This window comes from Azoarcus sp. DN11 (genome assembly GCF_003628555.1).
GTDB lineage: Bacteria > Pseudomonadota > Gammaproteobacteria > Burkholderiales > Rhodocyclaceae > Aromatoleum.
Map to the genome: position 1 here is coordinate 4,312,208 of NZ_CP021731.1, position 11,766 is coordinate 4,323,973.

Annotated in this window: 11 protein-coding genes; 8 read left to right on the forward strand and 3 right to left on the reverse strand. The window is 69.1% G+C overall.

Annotated features, from left to right (window positions below):
• Positions 1–6: 6 nt before the first annotated feature.
• From CDA09_RS20045 to CDA09_RS20055, 3 genes are read left to right on the forward strand one after another with little or no spacing between them, the layout of a single operon-like run.
• Positions 7–981: a type II secretion system F family protein gene (locus CDA09_RS20045; protein WP_121430257.1), complete on the forward strand. Its 975-nt coding sequence runs from the start codon at positions 7–9 to the stop codon at positions 979–981.
• Positions 982–1,008: 27 nt separating this feature from the next.
• Positions 1,009–1,959 (forward strand): type II secretion system F family protein, encoded by a 951-nt coding sequence (locus CDA09_RS20050; RefSeq protein WP_121430258.1) that lies wholly within the window; start codon positions 1,009–1,011, stop codon positions 1,957–1,959.
• A 35-nt stretch (positions 1,960–1,994) separates the two neighbouring features.
• Positions 1,995–3,302, forward strand: a complete 1,308-nt coding sequence (locus CDA09_RS20055) for a LytR C-terminal domain-containing protein (RefSeq protein ID WP_286164261.1) — start codon at positions 1,995–1,997, stop codon at positions 3,300–3,302.
• Positions 3,303–3,393: 91 nt separating this feature from the next.
• Here the strand turns inward: CDA09_RS20055 and CDA09_RS20060 are convergent, their stop codons facing one another.
• Both CDA09_RS20060 and CDA09_RS20065 read right to left on the reverse strand, forming a co-directional pair.
• The gene (locus CDA09_RS20060) at positions 3,394–5,070 is read right to left on the reverse strand and encodes a cation acetate symporter (protein ID WP_121430260.1); all 1,677 of its coding nucleotides are present in this window, start codon (positions 5,068–5,070) and stop codon (positions 3,394–3,396) included.
• Positions 5,070–5,390 (reverse strand): DUF485 domain-containing protein, encoded by a 321-nt coding sequence (locus tag CDA09_RS20065; protein WP_353616624.1) that lies wholly within the window; start codon positions 5,388–5,390, stop codon positions 5,070–5,072. The genes CDA09_RS20060 and CDA09_RS20065 overlap by 1 nt, the downstream gene beginning before the upstream one ends.
• Before the next feature lie 214 nt (positions 5,391–5,604).
• Between CDA09_RS20065 and CDA09_RS20070 the strand changes: the two genes are divergently transcribed.
• Positions 5,605–6,387: an enoyl-CoA hydratase/isomerase family protein gene (locus CDA09_RS20070; RefSeq protein WP_121430262.1), complete on the forward strand. Its 783-nt coding sequence runs from the start codon at positions 5,605–5,607 to the stop codon at positions 6,385–6,387.
• A 55-nt stretch (positions 6,388–6,442) separates the two neighbouring features.
• Here the strand turns inward: CDA09_RS20070 and CDA09_RS20075 are convergent, their stop codons facing one another.
• Positions 6,443–7,909 (reverse strand): cobyric acid synthase, encoded by a 1,467-nt coding sequence (locus CDA09_RS20075; protein ID WP_121430263.1) that lies wholly within the window; start codon positions 7,907–7,909, stop codon positions 6,443–6,445.
• Between the two features lie 56 nt (positions 7,910–7,965).
• Between CDA09_RS20075 and cbiB the strand changes: the two genes are divergently transcribed.
• Genes cbiB through CDA09_RS20095 form a run of 4 tightly spaced genes read left to right on the forward strand, consistent with a single transcriptional unit; the run spans position 7,966 to position 11,765 of the window.
• Positions 7,966–8,883 (forward strand): adenosylcobinamide-phosphate synthase CbiB, encoded by a 918-nt coding sequence (gene cbiB / locus CDA09_RS20080; RefSeq protein ID WP_121430264.1) that lies wholly within the window; start codon positions 7,966–7,968, stop codon positions 8,881–8,883.
• 18 nt (positions 8,884–8,901) lie between these two features.
• Positions 8,902–9,885, forward strand: a complete 984-nt coding sequence (cobD, locus tag CDA09_RS20085; RefSeq protein WP_121430265.1) for a threonine-phosphate decarboxylase CobD — start codon at positions 8,902–8,904, stop codon at positions 9,883–9,885.
• A 1-nt stretch (position 9,886) separates the two neighbouring features.
• A complete protein-coding gene (gene mnmL / locus CDA09_RS20090; protein ID WP_121430266.1) occupies positions 9,887–10,837 on the forward strand; it encodes a tRNA modification radical SAM protein MnmL/YtqA in 951 nt (316 codons plus the stop codon).
• Positions 10,838–10,844: 7 nt separating this feature from the next.
• The gene (locus tag CDA09_RS20095; protein ID WP_174718463.1) at positions 10,845–11,765 is read left to right on the forward strand and encodes a cobalamin-binding protein; all 921 of its coding nucleotides are present in this window, start codon (positions 10,845–10,847) and stop codon (positions 11,763–11,765) included.
• Position 11,766: the final 1 nt, after the last annotated feature.

Consider the following 11,766-nt stretch of genomic DNA (forward strand, 5'->3'; position numbering starts at 1 on the left):
ATCGTCATGGACACGCTGACCCTGCTCTTCGCGCTCGCAACCTTCATCGCCGTGGTGCTGTTCCTCGAAGGCGGTTACCTGTGGTGGGCTTCGACGCACAGCGCCGAGGTGAAGCGCCTGAACCGCCGGCTCGACGAGGTCGCAACGGGCGCGAACAGCACGACGCGCTCGTCGCTGTTCAAGGACGAGACGGTCTCCGGCTCGGCGGCAGGCGACCGCCTGCTCGCGGCGATGCCCCGCCTGCAGGGCATCAACCGGCTGATCGTCCAGTCGCGCCTGAACCTGACGCTCGCGCAGTTCATCGGCTGGACGGCGGCGCTCGCCGCGGTCGGCTTCGCCGTGCCGGTGCTGCTGAACCGGCCCGTGATCCTGGGCCTGATCGGTGCCGGCGTGCTCGCGGCACTACCAACGCTCTACGTCACGCGGGCCCGCACCAAGCACATGCAGCGCTTCGAACAGCAACTGCCGGAAGCCCTGGATCTGATGGGTCGCGCACTGCGCGCGGGCCACGCTTTCCCGACCGCGATCAAGATGGTCGCCGAGGAAATGAAGGACCCGATCGGCGGCGAATTCCGCATCCTCTTCGACGAGATGAACCACGGCGTGCCGCAGCAAACGGCCATGCTCAACCTCGCCTCGCGCACCGACAGCACCGACCTGAGCTACTTCGTCATTGCGGTGCTGATCCAGCGCGACTCGGGCGGCAATCTCGCCGAGTTGCTCGATGGCATCGCGGCGATCGTCCGCGCACGCCTGAAGCTGTACGGCGAAATCCGCACGCTGTCGGCCGAAGGCCGTCTGTCGGCATGGATTCTCGGCTGCCTGCCGTTCGCGGCGGCAGCATTGATCAACGTCGTCAACCCGGACTTCATGAAAGTGCTGTGGCAGGACCCCGCAGGCCTCAATTTCATCTACGGCGCACTGACGATGATGGCTCTGGGCGTGCTGTGGATGCGCAAGATCATTCGCATCCGGGTCTAGGCGCCCGCCACGGAGGAGAACGCAGACATGGACTATACGCAGATCGCGTTTCTCGGACTGTTGTTCGTGGCAGTCACGGCCGGCGCGTACTACATGCTGAATCTGTTTACGCGCTCGGCCACCGCCCGGCGCCTGAAAGCGCTCGTCGACGACCGCAAGACCGCGGCGACGCCAGCGGCGGACGCCTGGATCGAGCGCACGGTGAAGCTCACGGGCCCGCTCGCGAAACTGTCGGCCCCCAAGGACAGCGCGGACACCTCGTCGCTGCGTGCGCGCTTCCTGCACGCCGGCGTGCGCAATCCTGCCGCGCCGCTCGCTTTCTTCGGCGTCAAGACGGCGCTCGCGCTCGGGCTGCCGCTGCTTGTGTATTTCGCGGTGCTGATCTCGAAACCCGAACTGGAATTCCAGGGCACGCTCCTCGTCGTGCTGCTCGCGGCGGCATTCGGTTACTACCTGCCGAACCTGGTGCTGAACCGGATGATTTTCGTGCGCCAGCGCGAAATCTTCGAGACCTTCCCCGACGCGCTCGATCTGATGACGGTGTGCGTCGAGGCCGGGCTCGGCATCGAAGCCGCGCTCGTGCGCGTCGCCGACGAAATGCAGCACAAGAGCGTGGCGCTCGCCGAGGAGCTGCACCTCGTCACGCTCGAACTGCGCGCCGGCCTCGAACGCGCGCGCGCGCTGCGCAACCTCGCGATGCGCACCGGGGTCGAGGAAGTGGAAGGATTCGTCGCAATGATCATCCAGGCCGAGCGCTTCGGCACCAGCATCGCCGCATCACTGCGCGTGCATTCGGACATGCTGCGCACCCGCCGTCGGCAACGCGCGGAGGAAGCCGCCGCGAAGATCGCACTCAAACTGCTGTTCCCACTGATCTTCTGCATCTTCCCGTCCCTGATGCTGGTATTGCTCGGGCCGGCGATGATCCAGATCTACCGCATTCTGCTCCCGACCTTTTCCGGCACCACGGGCGGCTGAAACCAGGAGACACGGCGATGAGAAAGCCTGCATTCATGCTTGAACCCGTGCTCGCCGCGCTGGTGCTCGGCGCCTGCAGCACCGGGCCGACGATGCCCGAGCGTGCGTGGAAGATCGCGCCGGTGCAGACCGTCAATCACGGCGGCGCCAACGCGACGGGATATTTCGCGCTCGGCCGCGTCAAGGAAGGCCAGGGAGCGAATCGCCAGGCGATCGCCGCCTACCGCAAGGCGCTCGACGCCGACCCCGCGTATGCGGCGGCCTGGAACGCGCTTGGTGCGCTACTGGTCCAGGAGGGCCAGATCGCCGAAGGGCTGGCGGCGCTCGAACGCGCCGTGAACCTGTCACCGGCGACGAGCCACCTGCACAACGACCTCGGCTATGCGCAATTGCTCGCCGGACGCGACGAGGCCGCAGCATCCACGCTGCGCCGCGCGGTCGAACTCGACGCAGACAACCGCCGCGCATGGGCCAACCTGGCAACGGCTTATCGCCGCACGGGAGCAAACGAGCAAGCCGAAGTCGCCAGCGCCCGCGCGCGCAACGCGTGGGCGGGCGCGGCCATTTTGGCAAAGCCTGCCGAGGCGGCTTCTGCCCGCCCCGCTCCGCAGGCGGCGCTACCGCACGGAGCCACTGAGCCTGCGCCAGCCCCCGCGGGGACTGGCACGCCAGGCGTGCCTACCTCGATGCAGCAGGCCACACCCGCAGTGATCGCCGGAAATGTCATGTCCACCCCGCAGGCGACGCTGGTCAAGGTGGCCGAAAACGTCTTCGAGTTGCGCAATGGGCCGCCGCACCGCGCGGGCACCGTGGCCGAAGCGGCGGCAATCATTGCCGCCTCGACCAGGCCTGTGCCCGCCAACGCCCCGGAATCCGGACGTGCCGCAGCCCCGGCCGCTCCCTTCGTCATCCCGGCGGCCTCGATGGCTCCAGCCATGCCGACACCGCCATCGCGCCCCGTCCGCCTGGAAATCACGAACGGCCACGGCGGTGAAGGCCTGGCGCGCCGGCTGGCTTCACTGCTCGGCCAGCGGGGCGTGGCACGCCCTCGGCTGACCAACCTGCCCCCCTTCACCCAGCCTGGGTCCTACATCGAATATCGCGAAGGGTTTCGCGATGCGGCCGAAGCGTTCGCCGCGAAACTGCCGTTCCGGCCCGCGATTCATCCGGGCGCAGCAGGCAGGTTGCTCGCCGACGTCCGGCTGGTGCTCGGCCATGACCTGACGACGAGCGATGCGTGCGCAGTATTGCGCGTGTGCACGCATGTGGCGCGATCCGCACCGGTGCGGATCGAACCGGCTCGCGTCGTGGCCGCATCGATCCAGCGTCCGTCCGGCGACTGACTCCGTCCCGAGGAATGACCGCCGCCTGGCATGCGCCGGGCGGCGGTCGCCTTGCCGCACGGTCCGGTGCGGCATTCGGTTGCCTGCGCGCTCAGTGCGACGCACCGCTCGCTGCGCCAACCCCCGTCTGCGCGCGCACGTACTGGTCGTCGAAAGCCTCGATCTCCTTCCGTGCCGCTACGCTCGTGTCCATCTTCGACACGAGGATCGCGAGGATGAACGCGATCGGCATCGAGAACAGCGCCGGCTGCGTGTAGGGGAAGATCGGGGCGGCGTTGTGCAGCACGTCGACCCACACGGACTTCGACAGCACGACGAAGGTCACCGCACTGGCAAGGCCGGAGTAGCCCGCCCACAGCGCACCGCGGGTCGTCAGGCCCTTCCAGTACATCGACAGGATCAGCACCGGGAAGTTGGCCGACGCGGCGACGCCGAAGGCCAGTGCGACCATGAACGCGATGTTCATCTTCTCGAAGGCCATGCCGAGCAGCACCGCGACGATGCCCAGACCGATGGTGGCGACCTTCGACACCTTCAGCTCGGTCGTCTCCGACGCCTTGCCCTTCATGATGACGCGGGCGTAGATGTCGTGCGAGATGGCCGACGCGCCGGCCAGCGCCAGACCAGCGACGACCGCGAGGATGGTCGCGAAGGCCACCGCCGACAGGAAGCCCAGCAGCAGGTTGCCGCCGACCGCCTTGGCGAGGTGCATGGCGATCATGTTGCCGCCGCCGATCACCTTGCCGCCCAGCGCGCCGCCCTCGAAGAACTCGGGGTTGGTGCCGACGATCAGGATCGCGCACAGGCCCATGATGGCGATGACGTTGAAGAAGTACGCGACGATGCCCGAGGCGTAGAGCACGGACTTGCGCGCTTCCTTGGCGTCGGTGACGGTGAAGAAGCGCATCAGGATGTGCGGCAGGCCGGCGGTGCCGAACATCAGGCCGAGTCCGAGCGAGATCGCGGTGACCGGATCGGCGAGCAGGCTGCCCGGGGCGAGGAGCTTGCCGCCGAGCTTGTGCACGTCCATCGCGCGGGTGGTGAGCTCGTCGAAGCTGAAGCCGAACTGGCTGAACGCGAGCAGCATCACGGCGGTGCCGCCGAGCAGCAGCATGCAGGCCTTGATGATCTGCACCCACGTCGTCGCGACCATGCCGCCGAAGGTGACGTACACCATCATCAGCGCGCCGACCACGAACAGCGCGATGTTGTAGTCGAGGCCGAAGAGCAGCTTGATGAGCTGGCCGGCGCCGACCATCTGCGCGACGAGGTAGAAGCACACCACGGTCAGCGAGCTCACCGCCGCCATCGTGCGCACCTTGCCCTGGTCGAGGCGATAGGCAGTGATGTCGGCGAAAGTGAACTTGCCCAGGTTGCGCAGGCGCTCGGCCATCAGGAACAGGATGATGGGCCAGCCGACGAAGAACGCGATCATGTAGATGTAGGCGTCCACGCCCTGCGTGTACATCATCGCGGTGAGGCCGAGCAGGGTCGCCGCCGACATGTAATCGCCGGCGATCGCCAGCCCGTTCTGCCAGCCGGTGATGCCACCGCCCGCGGTGTAGAAGTCGGCGGTCGATTTCGTGCGCGAAGCGGCCCAGTAAGTGATGCCGAGCGTCATCAGCACGAACACGAAGAACATGCCGATCGCGTGCAGGTTGAGTCCCTGCTTTTCGGTCTGCGCGATCGCGTCGCCGGCGATGGCCGATGCGGCCACGGACAGCGGCAACAGGCCGGCAGCCAGGCGCGAGATGGTGGAGGCTTTCATTATTTTTCCTCCTTCCACGCCGCGCGCACGATCTCGTTGTTGATGTCGTCGAACTCGCCGTTGGCGCGACGCACGTAGATCAGGGTCAGCGCCCAGAAGAACACGAACTGGAACAGGCCGACCGCGACGCCGAAAGTCAGGTTGCTGCCTTCGGTCAAACGCTTCGCGATGAGCTCCGGCGCGAACGCGACGAGCAGCACGAAGCCATAGAAGATCGTCAGGACGACGACCGACAGGATCGTGGCCAAGCGCGTGCGCTTCGCCACGAGTTCCGCAAACCGCGGATTGCGCCGGATATGCGCATACATTGATACAGACATTCCCTCTCCCTCCAAGAAAAGCAACGATGTCACGCTGCCCCTCCACACTCCGTCCATTTGCCCACCCGATGTCTGTCGCATCGGTGTCGGCGGGCGGATGATATATCATTTAAAAGACTCCATACCACGGCGTATGGAACTTTTTTAATTGCTTGATAAATTGAATTTTTCTACCATTCCTTCCACTTTGCGAAGCGACGGACAAACCCCGGCCATGAGCGGCGAAATACTTTTTTCCACCGACGGCGACATCGCCACGCTGACCCTTTCCAACCCCGACAAGCTGAACGCGATCGACTCCGCGATGTGGGTCGCGCTGCGCGAAGCCTTCGCGCACATCGCCGCGAATCCGGCGCTGCGCTGCGTGATCCTGCGCGGCGCCGGCGACAAGGCTTTCGCCGCGGGCGGCGACATCGAGGAATTCTTGACCGTGCGCGCGACCGTCGACGACGCCCTGCACTACCACGACACGCTGGTCGCGGCCGCGCTGGACGCGATCCGCGCCTGCGCGATTCCCACCGTGGCGGCGATCCAGGGCGCCTGCGTCGGCGGCGGACTGGAGATCGCGGGCTGTTGCGACCTGCGCATCGCCGGCGAGTCGGCGCGCTTCGGTGCCCCGATCAACCGTCTGGGCTTCTCGATGTATCCGGGCGAGATGGCGGGCCTGCTGGAGCTCGTCGGCCCGGCGGTGCTGCTGGAGATTCTGCTCGAGGGGCGCATCCTCGACGCGCGCGAGGCGCTGCAGAAGGGCCTGCTGACGCGCGTGACCGACGACGAGCAGGTGCTGGACGAAGCCCGCGCGAGCGCCGCGCGCATCGTCGCCGGCGCGCCGCTGGTCGCACGCTGGCACAAGCAGTGGGTGCATCGGCTGATGCGCGGCGGCGCCCTGAGCGACGAGGAAAAGCGCGCCGCTTTCGCCTTTCTCGCGACCGACGACTACAGGGAAGGGCTGGACGCGTTCCTTGCCAAGCGCAAACCGCAGTTCACCGGCCGCTGATCCGTGAGGTCACCGAATATCCGGCAACCAAGCACCGTTCGGACTGATGAAATCTTCACGCAACCCACGCCGCCGGAAACACCGTAGAGAGGTCGAGGTTCTGATCGACGCTGTCCGCCAGCCGATCGAGATCGGCTTCGCGCCGCGCCGCGAGGTCGACCACCTCGACTTCCCCCGCGCCGGCCCACGCGAGCAGCGCAGACAGCGCGGCGGGGCTGTCGAACAGGCCGTGCAGGTAGGTGCCGAGAATCTGTCCGTCGGCCGATAGCGCGCCGTCGGGCCGGCCATCGGCGAAGTGCAGCGCGGGGCGCTCGAGCGCCGCGCCGCGGCTCACGCCCATGTGGATCTCGTAGCCCGTGACCGCGGCCACGCCGGGCAGGCATAGCTCGCCACGACGGTTCTCGAGCTGCTTTTCGGCCTCGAGGACGGTTTCCATGTCGAGCAGCCCCAACCCCGCGACGGTGCTCGGCGCCCCTTCCAGCCCCTGCGGGTCCGCGAGCGCGGTGCCGAGCATCTGGAAGCCGCCACAGACCCCCACCACCTTGCCGCCGTAGCGCAGATGACGCTTGATCGCGGCCTCCCAGCCCTGCGCGCGCAGCCAGGCGAGGTCGGCCTGCACGCTCTTGGAGCCGGGGAGCACGATCAGGTCGGCGGGCGGGATCGCCTGCCCCGGGCCGACCCAGCGGAAATCGACCTGCGGGTGCAGGCGCAGCGCGTCGAGGTCGGTGTGATTGGAGATGCGCGGATAGACCGGCGCGACCGCGCGCAGGCGCGCCTCTCCCTTGTCGACACGGGCCTCGCCGAGCGCGTCCTCGGCGTCGAGGAAGAGGCCGTGCAGGTAGGGCAGCACGCCTAGCACCGGCCGGCCGGTGCGTTCCTCCAGCCAGTCGAGGCCGGACTGCAGCAGGCCGATGTCGCCGCGGAAGCGGTTGATGACGAAACCTTTCACGCGCGCCTGCTCGGACGGCGACAGCAGTTCCAGCGTGCCGACGAGATGCGCGAACACGCCGCCGCGGTCGATGTCGGCGACGAGGATCACCGGCACGTCGGCCGCTTCGGCGAAGCCCATGTTGGCGATGTCGCGATCGCGCAGGTTGATCTCCGCGGGACTGCCGGCGCCCTCGACGAGCACGCAGTCATAGGCGCTGGTGAGGCGATCCCAGGACTGCATCACCGCCTTCATCGCGGTCGGCTTGTAGGCGTGGTAGTCACGAGCGGAGAGGTTGGCGGCGACCTTGCCGTGGATGACGACCTGCGCGCCAACGTCCGTGGACGGCTTGAGCAGCACGGGATTGAAGTCGGTGTGCGGCTGCAGCCCGGCGGCCAGCGCCTGCAGCGCCTGCGCACGGCCGATCTCGCCGCCATCGGTCGTCACCGCGGAATTGAGCGCCATGTTCTGCGGCTTGAACGGCGCCACGCGCACGCCACGCCGCGCCAGCATGCGCGCGAGTCCCGCGACCAGCGTGCTCTTGCCCGCGTCGGAGGTCGTTCCCTGCACCATCAGGGTGATTGCTTGCGGCATGGCGTAGAATTCCGGCTCGTTCAAAGTGGCGGATTATCGCCGATAAGCTCGCGCCGATGATTTCCCTGTTCATCAAGCTCCTCGCCGGCATCGCCCTCGACCGTCTGCTCGGCGAACCACGCCGCTGGCATCCGCTGGTCGGCTTCGGCCGTTGGGCCGGCTGGCTCGAAGCGCGCCTGCGCCCGCTGTCGCCGACCCGCGCGGGCGGGCTGCTGGCGTGGCTGCTGGCGCTCGGGCCGTGGCTCGCGCTGGCGCTGTGGCTGCGCGCCCGCCATCCCGCCGCACACTGGGTCGTCGACATCGGCCTGCTCTACTTCGCGCTCGGCGCGCGCAGCCTTGCGCAGCACGCCGAAGCGATCGCGGCGCCACTCGCGGCCGGCGACCTCGACGCGGCACGCGAGCGCGTCGGCTGGATCGTCAGCCGCGACACGCGCGCGCTCGACGCGGCCGGCGTCGCGAAGGCCGGCACCGAGTCGGTGCTCGAGAACGGCAACGATGCGGTCTTCGGCGCGCTGTTCTGGTTCTGCATCGCGGGCGGTGCCGGCGCGCTGGTGTTCCGCCTCGCCAACACGCTCGACGCGATGTGGGGCTACCGCACCGAACGCTTCATCCGCTTCGGCTGGGCGGCGGCACGCCTCGACGACGTCCTCAACTGGCTGCCGGCGCGGCTCACCGCGCTCACCTACGCGCTGCTCGGCCGCAGCCGCGACGCGCTGGCGTGCTGGCGTGCGCAGGCCCCGGCCTGGGACAGCCCCAACGCCGGGCCGGTGATGGCGGCGGGCGCGGGTGCGCTCGGCGTCCGCCTCGGCGGTGCAGCGATCTATCACGGGCGCGAGGAACAGCGCCCGCCGCTCGGCTGCGGCAACGCGCCCGATGCCGCGAGCGTGCGCGCGGCGGTGCGCTTGCTGGAACGCGGCATGTTGCTGTGGCTGGGCGTCGTGGCCGCCGGCGCGCTGCTCGCAGGCATCGCATGACGTTCATCGGGGGCGCACATGCTTGAGCACGGCGGACGCCTGCGCCGCGCGGCGCAGCAATACGGTATCCCGCTCGCCGACTGGCTGGACCTGTCGACGGGGATCAACCCGCACGCATGGCCCGTCCCGCCCGTTCCGGCCGCCGCGTGGCACCGCCTGCCCGAGGACGATGACGGACTGGAGAACGCCGCCGCGGCCTACTACGGCACCGACCAGCTGCTGCCGGTCGCCGGCTCACAACCGGCGATCCAGGCCCTGCCGGCGCTGGTCCCGGGCGAGCGCGTGACCGTGCTCGCGCCGACCTACGCCGAGCATCCGCACGCCTGGCGCGGCCGCACGCTGCGCGCGCTCGCGGCCGACGCCGTCGATGCGGCGATCGACGACACCGATGTGCTGCTCCTCGTGCATCCCAACAACCCGTCCGGGGCACACTTTGCGCGCGAGAAACTGCTCGAATGGCACGCACGCCTCGCGGCCCGCGGCGGCTGGCTGGTGGTCGACGAAGCCTTCATCGACGCGGCACCGGCCGAGAGTCTCGCAACCGCTGCCGGGCGGCCGAACCTCGTCGTGCTGCGCTCGCTCGGCAAGTTCTTCGGCCTCGCAGGCGCGCGCGTCGGTTTCGTGCTCGCCCCGGCGGCGCTGCGCGCACGCCTCGCCGACCTCCTCGGTCCATGGACACTCAGCGGCCCGGCCCGCCACGTCGCGCGTGCGGCGCTCACCGACCGCACGTGGCAGGACGCGATGCGCGCCCGCCTGGAAGGCGAAGCGGCACGCCTCGCCGCCCTGCTGCGCCACGGCGGCCTCGGCGAACCCGCCGGGCCGGCGCTGTTCCAGTGGCTGCGGCATGCGGACGCACCGGCCGTGCAGGACCATCTCGCGCGCGCCGGCATCCTCGTGCGCCGTTTCGACGCACCGGCCAGCCTGCGCTTCGGCCTGCCGCCCGACGAAGCCGGCTGGGAGCGCCTCGCCGCCGCACTCGACGCCTTGCGCCCGCGCGCCTGACATGCAGCTCGACCACCACGTCAACACGATCGGGCGCCACCTGCGCGCACGCTTCGGCGAGCGCGTGCACAAGCTGCCGCTGCACGCGAATTTCACCTGCCCCAACCGCGACGGCACGCTCGGACGCGGGGGCTGCACCTTCTGCAACGTGCGCGCGTTCAGCGACGAAGCCGAAGCGCCGATCGCGCAGCAGCTCGACGCCGGGCGCCTGCGCACCGACCGCGCGCGCCGCTACCTCGCCTACTTTCAGGCCTACACCAGCACTTACGCGGAAGTGGAGACGCTGCGGCGGCTGTACGAAGAGGCGCTCGCGGGCGCCGACATCGTCGGACTGTGCGTCGGCACGCGCCCCGACTGCGTGCCCGACGCCGCGCTGGACCTCCTGGCCGGCTACCGCGAGCGCGGCTACGAAGTGTGGCTGGAACTGGGCCTGCAGAGCGCTTTCGACGACACGCTCGCGCGTGTCAATCGCGGTCACGGCTTCGCCGCCTACGCCGACGCGGTGGCGCGCGCCCGCACCCGCGGGATTCCCGTGTGCACGCATCTCATCGTCGGCCTGCCCGGCGAAGCGCCCGAGCGCAGCCTCGACACGCTCAAGCGCGTGCTCGAATCCGGCGTCGCGGGGCTGAAGCTGCATCCGCTGATGATCGTCAAGGGCAGCCGGCTCGCCGCCGCATGGCGCCGCGGCGAGATCGCGCCGCCGGACGCCGCCCGCTACGCCGACGTCGCCGCCGAGATGATCCGCCGCACGCCGGCAACCGTCGTGTACCACCGCGTCTCGGCCACCGCCAACGCACCGACCCTGCTCGCGCCGGCGTGGTGCGCATCACGCTTCGAAGGCATCCACGCGATCGCCCGCCGGCTTGCCGCGACCGGCCCGCAGGGCAGCCTCACGGCACAGCCGCTAGGGCCCCCGCCCCTTTCTTCCCGCGAACACCGCGCCCCTGCCTGACATGCCCATGCCCCTCCGCCTGCGTCCCCGGCTCGGCGTCCTCTGCTGCGCGCTAGCGATCGCCGCAAGCTTGTTCACCGCGGTCCCCGCACGGGCCGAGCTGCTGATCCGCGACGACACCGGCCACGAGCTGCGGCTCGCGCGCCCGGCCGAGCGCATCGTCAGCCTTGCGCCGCACGTCACCGAACTGCTGTACGCCGCCGGTGCCGGCGCGCACGTCGTCGGCGCTGTCGCCTACAGCGATTTTCCCGAAGCCGCGCGCAAGCTGCCGCGCGTCGGCGGCTACAGCAACGTGGATATGGAGGCCATCGCGGCGCTCAAGCCCGATCTGGTGATCGCCTGGAAAAGCGGCAACCGCGATTCGCACCTCGACAAGCTCGCGGCGCTCGGCATCCCGGTGTACATGAGCGAGCCGCGCCGCCTCGAGGACGTCGCGCACAGCCTGGAAAACATCGGCCGGCTGGCCGGAACGGACAAGGCGGCCCGCGCCGCCGCCGATGCGTTCCGCGCCCGCAAGGCGGCGCTCGCCGAACGCTACAGCCAGCGCCCGCGCGTGCGCATGTTCTACCAGATCTGGAACAAGCCGCTGATGACGATCAACGACGAGCACCTCATCTCGGACGTGATCCGGCTGTGCGGCGGGGAAAACGTGTTCGGCGGGCTGAGCGAACTCGCGCCGACGATCGGCGTGGAAAGCGTGCTCGCGGCCGACCCGGAAGTGATCGTCGCCAGCGGCATGGGCGAAGCGCGGCCGGACTGGCTGGATTACTGGAAGCGCTGGCCGAAGCTTGCGGCGATCGCGCGTGACAACCTGTACTTCATCCCTCCCGAGCTGATCCAGCGCCACACGCCGCGCATCCTCGACGGCGCCACGATGCTGTGCGAGCAGCTGGAAGATGCGCGCCGCAAGCGCCGCGGCGCGAAGTGAC

What these genes read in the sequence shown, in the direction of transcription:
- CDA09_RS20045 (WP_121430257.1), top strand. Translation starts at nt 7, where the DNA reads ATGGACACGCTGACCCTGCTCTTCGCGCTCGCAACCTTCATCGCCGTG.
- CDA09_RS20070 (WP_121430262.1), top strand. Translation starts at nt 5,605, where the DNA reads ATGAGCGGCGAAATACTTTTTTCCACCGACGGCGACATCGCCACGCTG.
- cbiB (WP_121430264.1), top strand. Translation starts at nt 7,966, where the DNA reads ATGATTTCCCTGTTCATCAAGCTCCTCGCCGGCATCGCCCTCGACCGT.
- CDA09_RS20065 (WP_353616624.1), bottom strand. Translation starts at nt 5,390, where the DNA reads ATGTCTGTATCAATGTATGCGCATATCCGGCGCAATCCGCGGTTTGCG.
- CDA09_RS20055 (WP_286164261.1), top strand. Translation starts at nt 1,995, where the DNA reads ATGCTTGAACCCGTGCTCGCCGCGCTGGTGCTCGGCGCCTGCAGCACC.
- CDA09_RS20060 (WP_121430260.1), bottom strand. Translation starts at nt 5,070, where the DNA reads ATGAAAGCCTCCACCATCTCGCGCCTGGCTGCCGGCCTGTTGCCGCTG.
- CDA09_RS20095 (WP_174718463.1), top strand. Translation starts at nt 10,845, where the DNA reads ATGCCCCTCCGCCTGCGTCCCCGGCTCGGCGTCCTCTGCTGCGCGCTA.
- CDA09_RS20050 (WP_121430258.1), top strand. Translation starts at nt 1,009, where the DNA reads ATGGACTATACGCAGATCGCGTTTCTCGGACTGTTGTTCGTGGCAGTC.
- cobD (WP_121430265.1), top strand. Translation starts at nt 8,902, where the DNA reads ATGCTTGAGCACGGCGGACGCCTGCGCCGCGCGGCGCAGCAATACGGT.
- CDA09_RS20075 (WP_121430263.1), bottom strand. Translation starts at nt 7,909, where the DNA reads ATGCCGCAAGCAATCACCCTGATGGTGCAGGGAACGACCTCCGACGCG.
- mnmL (WP_121430266.1), top strand. Translation starts at nt 9,887, where the DNA reads ATGCAGCTCGACCACCACGTCAACACGATCGGGCGCCACCTGCGCGCA.